This is a genomic window from Streptomyces sp. NPDC092296, assembly GCF_044755465.1.
In the GTDB taxonomy this organism is placed as follows: Bacteria; Actinomycetota; Actinomycetes; order Streptomycetales; family Streptomycetaceae; genus Peterkaempfera.
In genome coordinates this window covers 1594750-1614595 of record NZ_JBIVRB010000001.1, presented here as the reverse complement: position 1 = coordinate 1614595, position 19846 = coordinate 1594750, and the positions used below count along the sequence as shown (strand labels likewise).

Here is a 19846-nt window from a genome sequence, read left to right as displayed (position 1 = left end):
GGGCCGCTTCACGGGGAAGGGCGCGGGTGGGTGGGCCGGCGGGTCAGCCGGCTACTCGGGCGGCGAGCGCGTCGCCGACCTGCGAGGTGGAGCGGGCCTGGCCGGGGGTGCGCTCGGCGAGGTCGGCGGCGACGGCCGCCTCGACCCGGGCCGCCTCGTCCGGCAGGCCGAGGTGCTCCAGCAGCATCGCCACGGAGAGCACGGTGGCGGTGGGGTCGGCCTTGCCCTGGCCCGCGATGTCCGGCGCGGAGCCGTGCACCGGCTCGAACATCGATGGGAACTCGCCGCTGGGGTTGATGTTGCCGCTGGCGGCGAGGCCGATGCCGCCGGTGACGGCGGCGGCCAGGTCGGTGAGGATGTCACCGAAGAGGTTGTCGGTGACGATCACGTCGAACCGCTCGGGCTGGGTGACGAAGAAGATCGTCGCCGCGTCCACATGCAGGTAGTCGGTGCTGACCTCGGGGAACTCCTGGCCGACCCGCTCGAAGATCCGGGTCCACAGGTGGCCGGCGTGCACCAGCACATTGTTCTTGTGGACCAGGGTCAGCTTCTTGCGGGGGCGGGCGGCGGCGCGGCGGTAGGCGTCACGGACCACCCGCTCGATGCCGAAGGCGGTGTTGAGGCTGACCTCGGTGGCCACCTCCTGCGCGGTGCCGGTGCGCAGGGTGCCGCCGTTGCCGACATACGGGCCCTCGGTGCCCTCGCGGACCACCACGAAGTCGATGGCGGGCTCGCCGGCCAGCGGGGAGCGCACCCCGGGGAAGAGCTTACCCGGGCGGAGGTTGACGTGGTGGTCGAAGGCGAACCGCAGCTTGAGCAGCAGCCCCCGCTCCAGCACGCCGGACGGCACGGAGGGGTCGCCGACGGCGCCGAGCAGGATGGCGTCGTGGCCCTTGAGCTCCTCCAGCACGGCATCCGGCAGGGTCTCACCGGTGGCGTGCCAGCGGCGGGCGCCGAGGTCATACTCGGTGGTCTCGACCTTGGTGCCGGCGGGCAGCACCGCGCCGAGCACCTTGAGGCCCTCGGCCACCACTTCCTGACCGATGCCGTCACCGGGGATCACTGCGAGGCGAATGCTGCGAGACATGGCCGGAACCCTACTCCTCGTCCCAGGGACTGACATGCCATGTCCGCTATGTGGACGGTGCGAGTCGTCCGGTCCGCCGCACCGCCCGGCGGCCGCCGGGCCGGGCGCCGTTCACCCCGCCGTACCGCCCCGGCCACCGGGCGCTGCGATGGTCCGGCCATGGACATTCCTCGTATGGGCGTGCCCGCGCGGCTCGCCGGGTGGACGTGACCCCGGCCGCCCCCGGCGGCAGGTCGGCGCTGAAGGTCACCGCGCTGACCGAGGCCGGGGTGCGGATCGACCAGGTGACGATCGTCCGCAAGGCCGGCACCACCTCGCTCTGAGCCCCGCTGCGGACGGCCGGTGCCCCGGGCGGGGGGGCACCGGGCCGTCCGGCGCTCAGTACGGCGTTCAGTACGGCGGCAGTCGGAGCAGTTGGACGCGCCGGCCGTCGGTGTTGCGGTGGTGGACCAGCAGCAGCCCCTCCGGGAACGGCAGCCCGTACGGGTCGTCGTCGCGGCGCACCGTCAGCAGCAGGCCGGGCTGCTCGGGCACCGCGACGGCGGCGGGCCCGCCGAAGCCGCCCACCCGGACGTCCAGCGCCGGACGCAGCACGTCCAGCGGCAGCACCGGGCGGTCGCCCCGCAGCCCGATGGCGTCGTACGCGCCCCGGACGTCCGGCACCCCGGAGACATCGGCCGGTCCGGTCCACAGGGCGTAGCGGATGCGGGCGGTGCTCTGGCGCAGCCCCGGCAGCGCGGCCAGCCGGACCGGCAGCACCACCGTGTCGCTGTCCAGCAGGCCGGTGCCGGGGTCGCCCCAGCGGGTGTCCAGCGGCTGCACATCCAGCTCCTGGCCGGTGGCGGCGTCCAGCGTCCTGGCGACCAGGACGTCACTGCCGGCCAGCCGGGTCGCCTCCACCACGGCGTCGGTGCGGCCGTCGCCGTCGGTGTCCAGCGAGGCCCGTACCGCGACCCGGCCCACCGGGGTGGGCGCCGCCGCCCAGCTGGTGGCGACCAGGTAGAGGGTGCCGTCCTCCAGCGGGTCGCCGCCCCGGTCCGCCACCGCCGGGGCGTCGCTGGCGGCGCCGGCCACCCGCAGGTCGGCGGCCCGGTCGCCGGGGTAGGGGGCGCAGTCGCGGGCCCCGGGCGGGCGGGTGGCGCAGTCCGGCCAGCGGTCGCTCTCGCCGCCCAGGACGAAGGCGCTGAGCAGCGAGGACGCGGTGTTCACACCGCCGGGCCCGTCGGGCTGCCCGGTGATGCGCAGCAGGACACCCGACCCGAACGGCAGCCGGGGGGCGGGGACGGCGGTCAGCCGGGTGGCCGGGTGCGGTGCGGCGAAGACCGGTACCCGCAGCTCGGGCAGCGCACCGTCCGCCGGTGTCAGCACCAGCCGGCCGGATGCCTCCGGCCGGTAGGCGCGGGCGTGCCCGGCCTGCTCCAGGTCGATGGTCGGGTCGGGGTGCTCGGCCAGCTCTGCGGGCACCGGCACCCGCAGGGTCACCCGGAGCGTCGCGGTGCCGCCGGGCGGCACGGTCAGCTCGGCGGGGCTCACGGCGTAGTCGGCGCCGGGCAACTCGGTGGCCGCCCGGTAGCCGGTGCGGTAGGTGAGCGGGCGGTCGCCGAGGTTGCGGACCTCGACCTCGCGGGTGAGCGAGAGCGGCGCGGTGACCGGCACCTCCCCGAAGGAGACGCCGACCGCGCCGGGCGGCACGTCCCGGCCGGCCGCGTAGGCGACGGCCGGGGTGCGGACGGCCTGGTCGGCGCGGACCCGGCCCGCGCCGACCCGCTCCGGGCCGTACACCCGGCCGCCGCCGCTCTCGCCGGTGCTGAGGTCGGCGGTGGCGGTGTTCATCAGGGCCGCCTTGACCTGCTCGGACGTCCAGTCGGGGTGGGCGGCGCGGACCAGGGCGGCGATCCCGGAGATGTGCGGGGCGGACATCGAGGTGCCGTCCTTGCGGACGCCCGCGCTGCCGGTGCCGACCGCTGCGGAGAGGATGGTCTCGCCGGGGGCGGTGATGTCCGGTTTGACCAGGCCCGGCAGGCCGTTGCCCCGGGAGGAGAAGGCGGCGAGCGTGTCGGCGCGCTCCGGCCGGTCCTGCGGGACCGAGCCGCGCAGGGTGTTGCCGGGCACGGCGAGCTGCACCCGTACGGGGGCGTCGGTGCCGGAGGCGGCGGCGAGCAGCCGTCGGCCCTCGACCGGGGCGACGATCACGGCCGGGATGCGGGCGTTGCCCTCGATCTCACCGACCTGGTCGCTGTCGGCGGCGAACAGTACGCCGATCGCGCCCGCGTCGGCGGCGTGGTCGGCGCGGGTGGCGGAGCCACAGCTGCGGTCGGCGTCGCGGGTGGTCCAGGCGAGCACCGCGATCCGGCCGCGCAGCCGGGCGGCGTCGGCGGGGTCGAAGGGTGCGCAGCCGTCGGCGTTCCCGGGGGCGGCGCCGTCGGTGGCGGCGGCGGGCAGGGCGAGGGTTCCGGTGACGTCCTGGGTGTCCCAGCCGGTGTACTTGGTGCTCCAGTGGCCGGGCACGACGACCCCGGCCGGGTCGGGGTCCGGGTGCGCCGCCGGGGCCGGGGTCGGGCTCGGCGCGGGGGTCGGGCTCGGCGGTGCGGCGGGGGTGGTGGGTGCGGGGGTGGTGGGTGCGGGGTCGGCCGGGGGTGCGGCGGCCCGCCGGGAGCCGCCGCCGGTGACCGGGCCGGGCTCGCCCGCAGCCGGAGGCGCGCTGCCGCCGCCCGGACCAGGAGCCACGGCACCCGGGCCCGGAGGCGCGGCGCCCCCGCCCGGAGCCGAGCCGTCCCCACCCGGGCCCGCGCCACCGACCGCCGGCCCCTCGGGCCCCTGGGCCGCAGGCAGCACCCGAAAGCCGTCCGCGTCGGTGTGCCCGTCCACCGAGGCGGCGACGGCGATCACCCGGGAGGCGATGGCCGGGCTGGAGCCGACCCCGTACACATCGCCGTCGTTGCCCGACGAGGCGACCACCACCGTGCCGGTGGCGGCCAGCCGGTCGGCGGCGACCGAGTCGCCGTCGCCGGGAGAGCCGAAGCCGCCGCCCAGCGAGAGGTTGACCACGTCCAGCCGGTCGCTGAAGTCGCCGTTCTGGTCGGGGTCGGCGGCGAGGTCCAGCGCGTGGGCGATCTCGTCGGAGGAGCCGTGGCAGCCGAAGACCCGCAGCGCGTACAGGGTCGCGCCCGGCGCCGCGCCCGGCCCCACCCGGAAGGACCCGGGGTCCAGCCCCGGCCGGTAGGGGCCGGGGTACGTCCTGCCGTCCCGGGTGACGCCGAAGCCCGCGGCGGTGCCCGCGACATGGGTGCCGTGGCCGTTGGCCGTGCAGTCCAGCGGGTTGGGGTCCGGGTGCGGCTCCGGCTGGTAGGGCCGTACGGCGGGATCGGTGTTGTAGTCGTCCCCGACCAGGTCCTGGCCGCCGACCACCTTGGCGTTCGGGAACAGCCCGGCGGGCGCCGGGCGGGCGCCGTCCACCGCCTTGAAGGCGGCGGCGGTGCCCGGTCCGCCGAAGTCGGCGTGCGTGTAGTCGATGCCGCTGTCGATGATGCCGATGGTGACGCCCTTGCCGATGTCGCCGGGCACCGCGTCCGCGCCCGCCCAGACGGCCGGGGCGCCGGTCAGCGGCACGGAGTGGGCGTTGGCGCGGCTCTTGTGGGCGATCGGGTGGACGGCCCGTACGCCGGGCAGGTCGCGCAGCCGGTCCAGCTCCCCGGCGGGGAGCCGCACGGCGACACCGGAGACCACGGCCGTCGTGCGGTAGAGCACCTCGGCGTCGGGCAGCGCGCGGTGCAGCGCCTGCTCCAACCGGTCCTCGGCTCCGGCGACCGCACGCCGCTGCTGCCCGCCCGCGCTCGCGGCGGCGCGGTGCACCTCCGGCGGGCTGCGCCGGGCGCGGCGGGCGCCGTCCTCGGCGCTGTGCCACGCCTGCCAGCTGCTGGGGGTGTCCAACTCCAGCAGCGCGGTGACCGGGACGCCGTCGGGGGCGGCGGCCGCCCGGGAGACGGGTCGGCCGGTCGGCGGGTGCGTGAACAGGCCGGAGGCGGCGAGCAGGGCGAGGACGGCACCGCCGGCGGCGGCTCTGCTGACCACCGCCCGGCCGGCGGCCGGGCGGACACCGCCGGTGTGCAGCGGTCGCGGTCGGGGCGTACGCACGGATCGGCCTCCCCCGGGAGGGGTGGACTGATCCGCGACCGGCGGTGGAGGTGCGCCGTCGCCGGGTCGCCTCCGGTGCCGGTCGGCGGCCGCCCGCACCGCACGAGCGGCGATCACCCTTCCGGAGGGATCAAATTACGATCATCCCGGCAATCCACCGGGCCCGGCAGGACCGGCCCCGGCAGCGGTGCACCCGTAGGAGTGAAGCCGACTCATCCGGACGGCGGTCCGCCCGCGCCCGGTGTGCGGGCGCCGGTCAGTGGCCGTGCCCGGTGGCCCCGCCGTTGTCCCGGCGGTCCAGGGCCCGCTGGAGGGCGGCGGCGGCGTTGCGGCGGGCGGTGTCGTCGTGCTTGGCGGTGGTGTCGGTGGTGGGCATACCGGGACTCCGTTCCATGACATGCGGTGGGCATGAGGGTGGATGTCTGGCCTCTCGGCATCGCGTGAGGCGGTGGTACGCCGCAGGGGTCGCCTGCTCAAGCGCGTACGGCTCAGACGGGCGGCGAGGTCCGGAAGGGGTGCCCGGTCACCCAGGCCGCGAACCGTCTGGCCATTTCACGGTACGCCGTCGTCGCGGCCACTGTCCGCTGATTACTCGGACTTCCTACTATCTGAGACGCCGCCGCCATACCCTTTCGGAAGCCCGGTGAGCAACCCGCCCCGCCGGGGAAGCGTCAGTACCTGGGGGGCGGCCGCCCCACCGGTCGACAGGGGGCACAGGTGCGGGTGCGGATATGGAGCAGGCAGGGTGCGGCGGCGGCGCTGGCGGCGGCAGGGGTGGTCAGCGCCCTGCTCCTGGCCCCCGGGCTCGGCGGAGGCGGCGGCGACCGGCGGAGCCCCGCCGCTGGAACCGCCGGACCCGCCCGACCCGCCGACCGCGCCACCCCCACCGCCCAGCCGACCTGGGACGGCAGCACCGAGGTGCTCGGTGACGGCTCCACCGCCTACACCGGCCCGCAGCCCGAGCAGCCCCCGGTGCGGAAGCTGAAACCCGGCGAGAAGCCGCCCCAGTTCGTGGTCTTCTCCTGGGACGGCGCCCTGGAGAACGACGACCACCTGTTCTCCCGCTTCCGCCAGGTCGCCCGGGAGAGCAACGCCCGGATGACCTTCTTCCTCAGCGGCATCTACCTGCTGCCCGACGCCAAACGAGGGCTCTACCACCCGCCGCGGCACCGCCCCGGCAGCTCCGCCATCGACTTCCCCACCGACCAGCACATCCGGGACACCCTGGCCCAGCTGCGCCTCGCCTGGGAGGAGGGCGACGAGATCGGCAGCCACTTCAACGGCCACTTCTGCGGCCAGAAGGGCGGCGGCGACTGGAGCACCGAGGAGTGGTTGAGCGAGACCCGCCAGGCGTACTCCTTCGTGGAGCACTGGAAGACCAACACCGGCTACACCGACCTGCCGCCGCTGCCCTTCGACTACCGCAAGGAGCTGGTCGGCGGCCGGGCGCCCTGCCTGGAGGGGCAGCGGACGCTGATCCCGGCGGAGAAGCAGCTGGGCTGGCGGTACGACGCCAGCTCGCCCGGCGACTTCCAGCTCTGGCCGTCCAGGATCGACGGCATCTGGAACTTCCCGCTGCAACTGGTGCCCTACCCGGGCCAGGACTTCCAGGTGCTCTCGATGGACTTCAACTTCCTCTACCACCAGTCCGGCGACAGCACCGAGGGCGACCCCGCGAGGTACGCCACCTGGGAGCGCGAGGCCCGGCAGGGCTACCTCAACGGGTTCGAACGGGTCTACCACGGCAGCCGCGCCCCGATGTACATCGGCAACCACTTCGAGACCTGGAACGGCGGCATCTACATGCAGGCCGTGGAGGACGTGATGCGGGACGTCTGCCGCCGCCCCGAGGTGCGCTGCGTCTCCTTCCGCGAGCTCGCGGACTGGCTGGACGCCCAGGACCCGGCGGTCCTGGCCAGGCTGCGGCTGCTGGACCCCGGCGAGTCGCCGGACTGGGCGACCTACCTCTCCGCCGACGCCGTCCGCCGGTAGTCGGCCCGCAGGTAGTCGGCCCAGACGGCCGCCGGGTAGTCGCCCGCCGACACCGGCCGGCGGCCCAGCGCCTTCATCGGCAGCAGCTCCTGCGTCCTCGGGTCGATCCGGAAGACCGCCACCGCCGTGGACAGCTCCTCGGTGCCCCCGTCCTCGGTGCCCCCATCCTCGGTGCCCCCGTCCTTGGTGTAGCCGGCGAACCAGACCGCCGTACCGTCCTGCGCCGCCCCGGGCAGCGCCGCCACCCGCCGCCCCGGTACGGCGGCGGACCGGGCCGCCCCCTGCCGGACGGCGCCCAGCAGCGCCTGATCGACCTGGCCGGCCACCTCGGCGCTGAACGCCCGGCGCGGCACGGGCGGCGGCAGCGCGATCCCGGTCCCGCCCCGGCTCACCCGCAGCACCGAGTACGGCTCGGTGTGCATCCCGCCCGCCGCGAAGACGGCATAGGCGTCGGCCAGCCGGATCGGGCTCGGCGTGGAGTTCCCCAGCGCGAACATCGGCACCGGCTCCCCCATGCTGCCCGGCAGCAGCCCCGCGTCGAGGGCGGCCCGGCGCACCCGGTCCAGCCCGACGTCCATGCCCAGCTGGATGACGGGGGTGCTCACCGACCGCTCCACCGCCGTGCGCAGCGGGATCGGCCCCCAGGAGCGGCCGCCCTCGTTGGCCGCCCGGACGACCTTCCCGGACCGGTCCCAGTACGGCCCCTCCGGGGTCCGGACCGCGAGCGAGTCGTCACCGTTGTAGACCGTCTCCGGGGTGACCGGGGTGCGCGGCCCGTCCCGGGTGAGCGCCACCCCGTCGCGCAGCGCGGCGGCGTACACGAACGGGGTGAAGGCGGTGCCGACCGGGACGATGGTGGAGTCGGCGTCGTTGAAGCCCTGCCGCAGGTAGTCGGGGCCGCCGTACAGGGCGACGATGCGCCCGTCCGGCCGGACCGAGGCCGCGCCCACCCGGACGTCGCGGTCGCCCGGGTGCGCGGCGGGCGCCAGTTGCCGCAGCCGCCTGCCGACCGCTTCGGCCAGCGCGTCCGTCCGGGGCCGCTCGAAGGTGGTGTGGATCTGGTAGCCGCCCAGGTCCAGGGAGCGGTCGGAGATGCCGGAGTGGGCGATCACATACCGCCTGGCGGTCTCCACCAGATAGCCGAGCTGCCCGGTCAGTCCGGCGGGCTTGACCGGCTCCCGGGGCTCGGGGAAGACGGTGTAGCGGGCGCGCTCGGCCGCCGAGAGGCTGCCGGTCCGCACCATCCGGTCCAGCACCCAGGTCCAGCGCCGCACCGCCAGCCGGTGGTTCTCCGGGCCGAGGGCGGGGTCGTACACCCCGGCGCCCTTGAGCAGCCCGGCCAGGAAGGCGCCCTCGCTCGGGTTCAGCTGGGAGACGTCCTTGCCGTAGTAGGCCTGGGCGGCGCGCTGGATGCCGTAGGCGCCCCGGCCGAACCAGCTGGTGTTGAGATATCCCTGGAGGATCTGCTGCTTGGTCAGCCGATTGTCCAGTTTGATCGCGATGAAGAGTTCGGTGAATTTGCGGGACAGGGTCCTGCGCTGGTCCAGATAGGCATTCTTGACGTACTGCTGGGTGATGGTCGATCCGCCTTCGGTGTCGCCCCCGCTCAGCATGCGGAAGACGGCCCGGCCGATCCCCGAGGGGGAGACGCCCCGGTCGGAGTAGAACGTCGCGTTCTCCGCCGCCAGCACCGCGTTCTGCACCGGCGCCGGCACCTTGTCCAGCGGCACCTCCTGCCGGTCGACCTCGCCGGTGCGGGCCATCTCGGTGCCGTCCGCCCAGTAGTAGACGTTGTTCTGCTGGGTGGCGAAGGCGTTCAGGTCGGCCGGTATCCCGGTGCGGGCGTAGGCGATGCCGACCACGCAGGCCGCCGCGCCGAGGAGGAGCAGCAGGGCCGCCAGCCACTGCCGCCAGGACGGTGTCCAGCGGCGGACGCCGCGCCGCCCCGCGCGCGGGTAGTCGATCCGCAGCCGGTGGGAATGGCGTCGTCCGCGCGGGGCGCGGTGTATTCGGGCGGGCGCGCCGCCTGCCGTGTGCGGTCCGGCGGAATTGCGGCGCATCTGGCCCCCACGGTCCGGTGTCCGCCCCCCGCAGGGCGGACCAGCGACGGCACAGTACATTCCGGCGGGCCCCGGGGCGGCCGTGGCGGATGCCGGTCGGCGGATATCGAGCCAATGCGCGGATCACCGGCCCCCGGTGCGACTGCGTACCGGTCCGGAGCATGCCGGTGCCCCGCCGCTGGACAGCGGCGGGGCACCGGTGGGGCGAGCGGGCGGGGTCAGTCGCCGAGGTTCACCGAGCGGGCGAAGGTGGCGCCGATCTCACCGGCGATCTCGGAGAGCACCGGCTGCGGGATCTCGCTGTCCACGGTGAGCGAGACCAGCGCCTGGCCGGACTCGTCGTCCCGGGCGACCTGCATGCCGGCGATGTTGATGCCCGCGTCGCCGAGCACCCGGCCGAGGGTGCCGACCACGCCCGGCCGGTCCTCGTACTGGAAGAACGCCATGTGGTCGGTGAGGACCACGTCCACGTCGAAGGAGTCGACGCCGACGATCTTCTGGATGCGCTTGGGGCCGGACAGCGTGCCGGAGACCGACACCGTGCTGCCGTTGGCGAGGGTGCCGCGCACGGTGATCACATTGCGGTGCTCGGGGCTCTCGCTGCTGGTGGTCAGCCGCACCTCGACGCCGCGCTCCTGGGCGAAGAGCGGGGCGTTGACGTAGGAGACCGTCTCCGCGACGACGTCCTCGAAGACGCCCTTGAGCGCGGAGAGCTCCAGCACCTTGACGTCGTGCTGGGTGATCTCACCGCGCACCTCGACGTCCAGCCGGACGGCGACCTCGCCGGCCAGCGCGGTGAAGATGCGGCCGAGCTTCTCCGCGAGCGGCAGCCCGGGGCGTACGTCCTCCGCGATCACGCCGCCCTGGACGTTGACCGCGTCCGGGACCAGCTCGCCGGCCAGCGCCAGCCGGACCGACCTGGCGACCGCGATGCCGGCCTTCTCCTGGGCCTCGTCCGTGGAGGCGCCCAGGTGCGGGGTGGCCACCACGTTGTCGAACTCGAACAGCGGGGAGTCGGTGCAGGGCTCCTTGCTGAACACGTCCAGCCCGGCGCCGGCGACCCGGCCCTCCTTGAGCGCGCTGACCAGGGCCGCCTCGTCGACGATGCCACCACGGGCGGCGTTGACGATGCGCACGGTCGGCTTGACCTTGCGCAGCGCCTCGTCACCGATCAGGCCGAGCGTCTCGGGGGTCTTGGGCAGGTGGACGGTGATGAAGTCGGCCACCTCCAGCAGCTCGTCCAGCGAGAGCAGCTTGACGCCCATCTGGGCGGCGCGGGCCGCCTGGATGTAGGGGTCATAGGCGACGATCTTCATGCCGAAGGCCGACATCCGCTGGGCGACCAGGACGCCGATCCGACCGAGCCCGACCACGCCGAGGGTCTTCTCGGCCAGCTCCACGCCGGTGTACTTGGCGCGCTTCCACTCACCGTTCTTCAGCGCGCTGTTGGCGGGCGCGATGTTGCGGGCGACCGAGATCAGCAGGCCGCAGGCCAGCTCGGCGGCGGTGACGATGTTGGAGGTCGGCGCGTTGACGACCATCACGCCGGCCTTGGTGGCGGCCGAGACGTCCACGTTGTCCAGACCGACGCCGGCCCGAGCGACCACCTTGAGTTTGCGGGCGGCGGCGATGGCCTCCGCGTCGACCTTGGTGGCACTGCGGATGAGGATGGCGTCGACGTCCGCGATGGCGGGCAGCAGCTCGGCCCGGTCGGCGCCGTTGCAGTGGCGGATCTCGAAGTCGGGGCCCAGTGCGTCCACCGTGGCGGGCGAGAGCTCTTCGGCGATGAGGACGACAGGCTTCTGGGATGTTGCAGCGCTCACGACAGTTTGTCCTTACTGTCCGGATTCTCCCCGGCCGCGGGTCCTGGGTGGCGTACCTCGCGAGCTGTTTCCGGAGACCGGAACAGCGGCATGGGGAACGGTGGCATGCCGCGTTGAAGACGCACGACGCTGTGAGCCTGACGCGCACTGGGAAGTGTATCGACGTACGGGCTGCCGACCCCTCCCCAACGGCGGAATCACCCGCTCGGGATCCTACAGGCCGGCCGAGAACTGGGGCTCGAACGGGAATGTGCGACGGCGGCCGCCCCGGAGTCGGAGACGGCCGCCGCCCGGAGGCTGCTTACGCCTCGTCGTCCACCCAGCTCATCAGCTTGCGCAGCTTCTTGCCGGTGGTCTCCAGCAGGTGCTCGCTGTCGGCCTTCTTGTACTCGTTGTACTTCGGCAGGCCGGCCTTGTACTCGGCCATCCAGGTGTTGGCGAAGGAGCCGTCCTGGATCTCGGCCAGGACCTGCTTCATCTCGGCCTTGGTGGCGTCGGTGACGATGCGCGGGCCGGTGACGTAGTCGCCCCACTCGGCGGTCTCCGAGATGGACCAGCGCATCTTCTCCAGGCCGCCCTCGTACATCAGGTCGACGATGAGCTTCAGCTCGTGCAGGCACTCGAAGTAGGCGATCTCCGGCTGGTAGCCGGCCTCGACCAGGGTCTCGAAGCCCGCCTTGACCAGCGCGGAGGCACCGCCGCAGAGCACCGCCTGCTCACCGAAGAGGTCGGTCTCGGTCTCCTCGGTGAAGGTGGTCTTGATGACGCCGGCCCGGGTGCCGCCGATGCCCTTGGCGTAGGACAGTGCCAGCGCCAGCGCCTTGCCGGTCGCGTCCTGCTCCACGGCCACGATGCACGGGACGCCGCGGCCCTCCTCGTACTGGCGGCGGACCAGGTGGCCGGGGCCCTTGGGGGCGACCATGCAGACGTCCACGCCCGCCGGGGGCTTGATGAAGCCGTAGCGGATGTTCAGGCCGTGGCCGAAGAACAGCGCGTCGCCGTCCTTCAGGTGCGGCTCCACGGACTCCTTGTAGACGTCGGCCTGGATCGGGTCCGGCACCAGGATCATGATGACGTCGGCCTCGGCCGCGGCCTCGGCCGGGGTGACCACGCGCAGGCCCTGCTCCTCGGCCTTGGCCTTGGACTTCGAGCCCTCGTGCAGACCCACCCGCACGTCCACGCCGGAGTCGCGGAGCGACAGGGCGTGGGCGTGGCCCTGGCTGCCATAGCCGAGAACCGCGACCTTGCGGCCCTGGATGATGGACAGGTCGGCGTCGTCGTCGTAGAACAGCTCGGCCACGGGGGCACATCTCCTTGCGTGATGGTGGTGACACCGGGTTACGTACTCACCGTACGCGGCCCCGGTGCCCAGGTGCGGTAGGTAGTCGGGGGTTGAGACGGGGTGCGGCCCCTGCGGGGCGCCCCCGGGGGCCGGACGGCTCAGGCCGAGCGGTCCAGGGCGCGCAGCGAGCGGTCGGTGATGGACCGGGCGCCACGGCCGATGGCCACCATGCCGGACTGGACCAGTTCCTTGATCCCGTACGGCTCCAGCATCCGCAGCATGGCTTCGAGCTTGTCGGAGCTGCCGGTGGCCTCGACGGTGACGGCGTCGGGTGAGACGTCGACGGTCTTGGCGCGGAAGAGCTGGACGATCTCCACGATCTGCGACCGGGTCTCGGCGTCGGCGCGGACCTTGACCAGGGCCAGTTCGCGCCGGACGGCGGCGGCCGGGTCCAGCTCCACGATCTTGATGACGTTGACCAGCTTGTTGAGCTGCTTGGTGACCTGCTCCAGCGGAAAGTCCTCCACCGAGACGACGATCGTCATCCGGGAGACGTCCGGGTGCTCGGTCGGGCCGACGGCGAGCGAGTCGATGTTGAAGCCCCGGCGGGAGAACAGGGCGGCGATGCGGGCGAGCACGCCGGGCTTGTTCTCGACCAGGACGGAGAGCGTGTGCTTGGACATGGGTCTGGCTTCCTCGTTCTGCTGGGTCCCGGAGGGCGGTGCTCAGTCCAGCTCGTCGCCGAAGTCGGGGCGGACGTCCCGTGCGGCCATGATCTCGTCGTTGCTGGTGCCGGCGGCGACCATCGGCCACACCATGGCGTCCTGGTGGACGATGAAGTCGATGACGACCGGCGCGTCGTTGATCGTCATCGCCTCCTTGATCACCGCGTCCAGCTGGTCGGGGCTCTCGCAGCGCAGCCCGTAGCAGCCCATGGCCTCGGCCAGCTTGACGAAGTCCGGGACGCGGGTGCCGGCCGCCGGCGGCGCCACGCCGTCGTGGCCGGGGCCGCTGTGCAGCACGGTGTTGGAGTAGCGCTGGTTGTAGAAGAGGGTCTGCCACTGGCGGACCATGCCCAGCGACCCGTTGTTGATCACCGCGACCTTGATCGGGATGTTGTTGAGCGCGCAGGTGACCAGCTCCTGGTTGGTCATCTGGAAGCAGCCGTCGCCGTCGATCGCCCACACCTGGACGTCCGGGCGGCCGGCCTTGGCGCCCATCGCGGCCGGGACGGCGTAGCCCATCGTCCCGGCGCCGCCGGAGTTCAGCCAGGTGGCGGGCTTCTCGAAGCCGAGGAACTGGGAGGCCCACATCTGGTGCTGGCCCACGCCCGCCGCGTAGATCGCGTCCGGGCCGACCAGCTGGCCGATCCGCTCGATCACCTGCTGCGGGGCGAGCCGGCCCTCGGGGGCCGCCTCGTAGCCCAGCGGGTAGGTGGCCTTCCAGCCGTTCAGCCGCTCCCACCAGGCCGCGTAGTCGCCCTTGCGGCCGGCCTCGTGCTCGGCCTGCACCGCGACGATCAGGTCCGCGAGCACCTCGCGGGCGTCGCCCACGATCGGCACGTCGGCGGCGCGGTTCTTGCCGATCTCCGCCGGGTCGATGTCGGCGTGCACGATCTTGGCGTTGGGCGCGAAGGTGGACAGCTTGCCGGTGACCCGGTCGTCGAAGCGGGCGCCCAGCGCGAAGATCAGATCGGCCTTCTGGAGGGCGGTGACCGCCGGGACGGTGCCGTGCATGCCGGGCATGCCCAGGTGCTGCGGGTGGCTGTCGGGGAAGGCGCCCATCGCCATCAGGGTGGTGGTGACCGGCGTACCGGTCAGCTCCGCGAGGATGCGCAGCTCCGCCGTGGCGTGCGCCTTGAGCACACCGCCGCCGACGTAGAGCACCGGGCGCTTGGCGTTCACCAGCAGCCGGGCGGCCTCGCGGATCTGCTTGGCGTGCGGCTTGGTGACCGGCCGGTAGCCGGGCAGCGCGGTCTCCACCGGCCAGCGGAAGACGGTCTGCGCCTGGAGCGCGTCCTTGGCGATGTCGACCAGCACCGGACCCGGGCGGCCGGTGGCGGCGATGTGGAACGCCTCCGCGATCACCCGGGGGATCTCGGCGGGGTCGGTGACCAGGAAGTTGTGCTTGGTGATCGGCATGGTGATGCCGCAGATGTCCGCCTCCTGGAAGGCGTCCGTACCGATCGCGGCGCTGGCGACCTGCCCGGTGATGGCGACCATCGGGACGGAGTCCATGTACGCGTCCGCGATCGGGGTGACCAGGTTGGTCGCGCCCGGCCCCGAGGTGGCCATGCAGACGCCGACCTTGCCGGTGGCCTGCGCATATCCCTCGGCCGCGTGGCCGGCGCCCTGCTCGTGGCGGACCAGGATGTGACGGACCCTGGTCGAGTCCATCAGCGGGTCGTACGCGGGAAGGATGGCGCCGCCCGGGATGCCGAAGACGGTGTCGGCGCCTACGGCCTCCAGCGAACGGATGAGCGACTGGGCGCCGGTCATCGTCTCGGCGGTGTGGGCACCGGTAGCGGAGTGGGCTGCCGGGGTGTCCCCGCGATGCGGGGCGGCCTGCTCAGTCATCTGCCTGTCTCTTCTCGGGTTGCGCCACGGGGCGAGGCTTCCTGCGGCGGTCGCCCGGCGGCGCTCGGTGGCTGTCTTCCATGGTGCGCGGCCGGTGCGGTGGACTGCGAATCGCGGCCCTCGCGGCCCCCGTGGGGGGCTGCTGCGGGCAGTGGTCGGGCGGGTCGAGCGGGTTTCGTGCAGCAAAAAACCCCTCGTGCCCAGGGCATGCGAGGGGTAGCGCGTCAGCTTCTGCGATCCGGCACTGCTGTCCGGTCAGCCGACGCGCCCGCCAAGTACGAGAATTCGGGTGCGCATGGCCTTGACCTTCCTCCTGGGCGAAGGGCGGTGTCAAGCGGGTGGGACGGACGTCTCATCATGCGGACCGGCCATGGATCGGTGTTCGGGCAGGTCGGAGGGGTGGTGGAGCTGTACGAAGCGGGGTCGCCTCGGGTCCGCCCGCACCTCCGGACGAGTGGCGGCGGTACGCAGCAGGTCGGCGGCCGGGGGCAGCGGCCGGTGCGGCTCGGCGCCGCCCGGCCTGGGCAGCGGCAGCGTCCGCCGCAGCAGCGCGGCGCGCAGCAGCCGGTCCTCCAGCGGTCCGGCGAACAGCAGCCCCTGGCCCTGCCGGCAGCCCAGCTCCCGCAGCACCGCGGCCTGCCCCGGCGCGTCCACCCCCTGTGCCACCGTGGCCATGCCCAGGTCGCGGCCCAGCCGCAGCACATGGCCGGCCAGGATGCGGGTGAGCGCGGACTCCGCCACCCCCTGCACCAGCGCGCCGTCCAGCCGGAGCATCTCCACCGGCAGCCGCCGCAGCCAGGTCAGCGAGGCGGCGCCGGTACCGAACCCCTCCAGGGCCACCCGCACGCCGAGCCGGCGCAGCGCGGCCAGCCGGCGGCCCAGCTCGTCCAGCCCGGCGGCGGGCTCGCCATGGCCGCCGCCGACCGCCAGCACCAGCAGGCCGGGCGGCAGGCCGCTCTCCCGCAGCGCCCGCTCCACGGTCTCCACCGTGCCCGGCGCGGTCACCCGGGCGGCCGCCAGCTGCACCGTCACCGGCACCGGCGGGGCGTCGCGGTCCCGGTCCTGCCGCCAGCGGGCGGCAGCCTGGGTGACCGACTGCCGCAGCAGCCAGTGCGCGAAGCGTGAGGTGCGGTCGTCGGCGTCGCCCGGCATGTACTGCGCCGGGGCCAGCGGCTGCCCCTGCGCGGAGTGCCAGCGGGCCAGCGCCTCCACGGCGGTGACCTGCCCGCTGGCCAGGTCCACCACCGGCTGGTGCAGCAGGGTGAGCCGCCCCTCCCGGACGGCACCGCGCAGCCGCTGCTCCCGCTCGGTGCGGCGGTTCAGGTCGGCCCGGAGCTGCGGGGAGTACACCGCGACCCGGCCCTTGCCCGCCGACTTGGCCCGGTACATCGCCAGGTCGGCGTTGCGCATCAGCTCGGCGGGGGCGGTGCCGGGCCCGGCGAAGGCGATGCCGATGCTGGCGGCGACGGCCAGCTCGGTGCCGCCGAGCGGGTACGGCTCGGAGAGGACAGCGCGCAGCCGCTCGGCGATGTCGCGCACCTGGCCCTCGTCGATCCGGCCGGCCACCAGGGCGGCGAACTCGTCGCCGCCGAGCCGGGCGACGGTGTCGCCGGCCCGTACCGCCTCCTGGAGCCGGCGGGCGGCCTGCACCAGCAGCTCGTCCCCGGTCTGGTGCCCGGCGGTGTCGTTGACCGCCTTGAAGCCGTCGAGGTCCAGGAAGAGCACCGCGACGGTACGGCCCTCGCCGCGCACCCCGGAGAGGGCGGCCCGGACCCGGTCGGTGAACAGCGCCCGGTTGGGCAGGTCGGTCAGCGGGTCGTGGAAGGCGTTGTGCTGGAGCTGCGCCTGGAGCCGGACCCGCTCGGTGACGTCCCGGCTGTTGAGGATCAGGCCGTCCCGGTAGCGGTTGACGGTGGACTCCACATGCAGCCACTCCCCGTCGCCGGAGCGGAACCGGCACTCCATCCGGGCGGTGGGCTCGGCGGCCGGGCCTCCCGCCAGGAACCGCCTGACCTCCCAGAGCACATGGCCGGAGTCGTCGGGGTGGACCAGGTCGAGCAGTCGGCCGCCGACCAGCTCGGCCGGGTCGCGCCCGTAGACGCCGAGGGCGGCGGGGCTGACGTAGGAGAGCACGCCGTCCGGCCCGGTGATCATGATGACGTCGCTGGAGCCCTGCACCAGGGAGCGGAAGTGGGCCTCCTTCTGGGACAGCTCCTGGGCCAGCGAGATGTTGTCCAGCAGCATGATGCCCTGCCGGATGATCAGTGCCAGCACCACGGTGCAGCCGGTGACCAGCACCACCCGGTCCATGGAGTGCCGGCCGAGGGCGCCGTGCAGCAGCGCGGCGGTGCAGACCCCGGCGGCCAGATACGGCGTCAGGGCGCTGAACCAGGGCGTGGCGTGGCGGCGGCGGCCGGCCATCGAGGGGTGGGCCCGCACCGGGCCGGTGGTCTGCGGGGAGCGTCCGGACGCCCAGGGGGCCCAGGCGAGCAGCAGGCTGCCGGTGAACCAGCCGGCGTCCAGCAGCCCGCCGGAGTGGTAGCCGCTGCGCAGGGTGGGCGACATCCACAGCGCGTCGCAGACGACGGTGACGGCCAGGCCGAGCAGCGCGGTGCCGACGGCGGTCCGGTTGCCGTCCCGGGCCCGGAAGCGCAGCCCGAGCACCACGCTGACCAGCAGGATGTCCAGCACCGGGTAGGCGAGCGCCAGCGAGAGCCGCAGCAGGCTGTGCTCGTCGCTGCGGGCCGGCCCGGCCAGTGCCAGGCTCCAGCTGAGGGTGAACAACGAACCGGCGATCAGCCAGCTGTCCAGCAGCAGGCAGACCCAGCCGGCCGCGGTGCGCGGCCGTTGGGCGAGCGCCAGCAGGCCGATGACGGCGGGCGGCGCGAACAGCAGGAAGGCGTAGTCGGCGGCGGACGGCGAGGGCACCGGGACGCGCAGCACCACCTCGTACCAGCCCCAGGCGGCGTTCCCGACGCCGGTCATCAGCGACGAGACGCCGAACAGCAGCCAGGCGGGCCGGGACCGGCCACGGCCGGTGCAGCCGCGCACCGCGCAGGAGACCGAGGCGGTCAGCGCCGCCCCGGCGAGGCCGAAGTCGCCCATGGCGGAGGCGAGCCGGACGGAGCCCCAGCCGGTGGCGGCGCCCAGCACATAGAGGCCGCAGACGGCGGCGAGCAGCAGCCGGGCGGTCCGGGCGCCGGTGGACAGCGTCCCGGTCGGCGCGGCATCGGTGGAAGTCAACCGACATCTCCCCCTCCGGCTCGGGGGCTCCGCGCCCCCGGGCTGCGGTGGTACCGCCGCCCGCGTCCGGCTCCCGCCGGGCTGGTAGGCCGACCGCCGCCGCACGCCGCGCCCCATTCCGGAGGGGGACGATACACCAAATCCGTCACTCAGCGGCACACACACACAACTCACAGTAACGGTAAATGCGCGTGCATGTGCAAGGTCGCGGCAGAACGGCTCGTTCGGGGGAGTGGGACGGCCTCCCGGGGCGGGGTGGCTCCGGTCAGGGTGTACTCTCCCCGCCCGCGCGATCCGCCCGCGCGATCCCGGGCGGGCGCGCGACGCGCGGGCGCGGTCAGCCCACGATGCGGTTCTCCAGCGGCTCGCCCGCCGCGTACCGGCGCAGCTGGTCCGAGAGCAGCCGCAGTGCGCGCGGCAGGAACGCCGAGGTGCTGCCGCCGACGTGCGGGCTGATCAGCACACCGGGTGCGTGCCACAGCGGGTGGCCCGGCGGCAGCGGCTCGGGGTCGGTGACGTCGAGGGCGGCGCGCAGCCGGCCGGACTCCAGCTCGGCGAGCAGCGCGCCGGTGTCCACCACCGGGCCACGGGCCACATTGACCAGCAGCGCGCCGTCCTTCATCCGGGCCAGGAAGTCCTGGTCCGCCAGCGCGCGGGTCTGCTCGGTCAGCGGGACGATCAGCACCACCACGTCGGCGTCCGGCAGCAGCTCGGGGAGCTCGGGGAGCGCGTGCACCGGTCCACGGGGCGTGGACCGGGCGGTGCGCGCCACCCTTCGTACGCGGCATTCGAACGGGAGCAGCCGGTCCTCGATGGCGGCTCCGATCGCGCCGTGCCCGACCAGCAGCACCGTCCGGTCGGCCAGCGCCGGGTAGAAGCCGGACCGCCACTGCTCGGCGTCCTGACCCCGGACGAAGCCGGGGATGTCACGCAGCGCGGCCAGGATCAGGGCCACCGTCAGCTCGGCGGTGCTGGCGTCGTGCACACCCCGGGCGTTGCAGAGCGTCACACCGGGGGGCAGTGCCGGGAGTACGTCGTCCACCCCGGCGCTGAGGGTCTGCGCCACCTGAAGCCGGGGCATCCGGGACAGCAGCGGCAGCGCCGCCGCGGTGTTCAGATAGGGGAGGGCGAAGAAGCCGACGGCGTCCAGCACCTCCTGCGGGGGCGGCGGGGTGGTGCCGTCCCAGTGGTGGGCGGTCAGACCGGGCGGCAGCTCGCCGGTCTCGGCCGGTCCGTAGGGCAGCAGGACGGTGGGCAGTGGTGCGGCGGGGCGTGGTGCGGCGGGGGTCGCGGACATGGTGCCGAATCTATGCCCTGGTGCCGGGCGGGCGCGGAACCGGGCCCGCTCCCCAGGCCGGTCGGCGGTCTTGGCGCGGCGACCGCGCGGGGTGAGGATGGGGTTCGTACGGCCGTGCGGAAGGCGATGGCGGCCGGGAAGGAGGCACCGTGTTCGGCAGCATCTTCGAGGAGCTGTTCGCACCCGGCCGCAAGCACCAGGAGGATGAGCGCAACCGGCTGCTGGTCACCCGGGACGACGAGGGTGACGCGGCGCCGGGCCGGGGCCCGATCGACCTCGCCTCGGGACAGGTGGTGGTCCGCCGCCCCGACCCGAGCTGACCGGCCCGTCCCGCCCGAACCCGCTCAGCCCG

At 74.1% G+C, this 19846-nt stretch carries 12 protein-coding genes; 3 read left to right on the top strand and 9 right to left on the bottom strand.

The window, feature by feature from the left end:
- Positions 1–43 precede the first annotated feature (43 nt).
- Entirely contained in the window at positions 44–1087 is a 1044-nt protein-coding gene (locus ACIQGZ_RS07355) for a 3-isopropylmalate dehydrogenase (protein WP_402599849.1), read from the bottom strand.
- 200 nt (positions 1088–1287) lie between these two features.
- On the opposite strand from ACIQGZ_RS07355, the gene ACIQGZ_RS07350 reads away from it, so the two are divergent.
- Positions 1288–1410, top strand: a complete 123-nt coding sequence (locus ACIQGZ_RS07350) for a hypothetical protein (RefSeq protein ID WP_402599848.1) — start codon at positions 1288–1290, stop codon at positions 1408–1410.
- A 67-nt stretch (positions 1411–1477) separates the two neighbouring features.
- On the opposite strand, the gene ACIQGZ_RS07345 is transcribed toward ACIQGZ_RS07350, so the two are convergent.
- Positions 1478–5221, bottom strand: coding sequence for a S8 family serine peptidase (locus tag ACIQGZ_RS07345; protein WP_402599847.1), 3744 nt, complete (start codon positions 5219–5221; stop codon positions 1478–1480).
- Between the two features lie 717 nt (positions 5222–5938).
- Between ACIQGZ_RS07345 and ACIQGZ_RS07340 the strand changes: the two genes are divergently transcribed.
- On the top strand, positions 5939–7213 hold the full coding sequence (locus tag ACIQGZ_RS07340) for a hypothetical protein (RefSeq protein WP_402599846.1): 1275 nt from the start codon (positions 5939–5941) through the stop codon (positions 7211–7213).
- Here ACIQGZ_RS07340 and ACIQGZ_RS07335 read toward each other — a convergent pair.
- From ACIQGZ_RS07335 to ACIQGZ_RS07305, 7 genes are all read right to left on the bottom strand, one after another.
- Positions 7183–9273, bottom strand: a complete 2091-nt coding sequence (locus tag ACIQGZ_RS07335) for a transglycosylase domain-containing protein (protein ID WP_402599845.1) — start codon at positions 9271–9273, stop codon at positions 7183–7185. The genes ACIQGZ_RS07340 and ACIQGZ_RS07335 overlap by 31 nt on opposite strands.
- Positions 9274–9491: 218 nt before the next feature.
- Positions 9492–11096, bottom strand: a complete 1605-nt coding sequence (gene serA, locus ACIQGZ_RS07330) for a phosphoglycerate dehydrogenase (RefSeq protein WP_402599844.1) — start codon at positions 11094–11096, stop codon at positions 9492–9494.
- A 301-nt stretch (positions 11097–11397) separates the two neighbouring features.
- Complete coding sequence (gene ilvC, locus ACIQGZ_RS07325) at positions 11398–12396, bottom strand: ketol-acid reductoisomerase (RefSeq protein ID WP_402599843.1); 999 nt, start codon at positions 12394–12396, stop codon at positions 11398–11400.
- Between the two features lie 140 nt (positions 12397–12536).
- The gene (ilvN, locus tag ACIQGZ_RS07320; RefSeq protein WP_402599842.1) at positions 12537–13061 is read right to left on the bottom strand and encodes an acetolactate synthase small subunit; all 525 of its coding nucleotides are present in this window, start codon (positions 13059–13061) and stop codon (positions 12537–12539) included.
- Between the two features lie 42 nt (positions 13062–13103).
- Positions 13104–14954 carry an acetolactate synthase large subunit gene (locus ACIQGZ_RS07315; protein ID WP_402599841.1) on the bottom strand — a complete coding sequence of 617 codons (1851 nt, stop codon included), beginning with the start codon at positions 14952–14954 and terminating at the stop codon, positions 13104–13106.
- A 330-nt stretch (positions 14955–15284) separates the two neighbouring features.
- Positions 15285–18197, bottom strand: a complete 2913-nt coding sequence (locus ACIQGZ_RS07310; RefSeq protein WP_402599840.1) for a putative bifunctional diguanylate cyclase/phosphodiesterase — start codon at positions 18195–18197, stop codon at positions 15285–15287.
- Positions 18198–18534: 337 nt separating this feature from the next.
- Positions 18535–19494, bottom strand: coding sequence for a 2-hydroxyacid dehydrogenase (locus ACIQGZ_RS07305; protein ID WP_402599839.1), 960 nt, complete (start codon positions 19492–19494; stop codon positions 18535–18537).
- A gap of 149 nt (positions 19495–19643) precedes the next feature.
- Between ACIQGZ_RS07305 and ACIQGZ_RS07300 the strand changes: the two genes are divergently transcribed.
- A complete protein-coding gene (locus tag ACIQGZ_RS07300; RefSeq protein WP_402599838.1) occupies positions 19644–19814 on the top strand; it encodes a DUF6191 domain-containing protein in 171 nt (56 codons plus the stop codon).
- Positions 19815–19846: the final 32 nt, after the last annotated feature.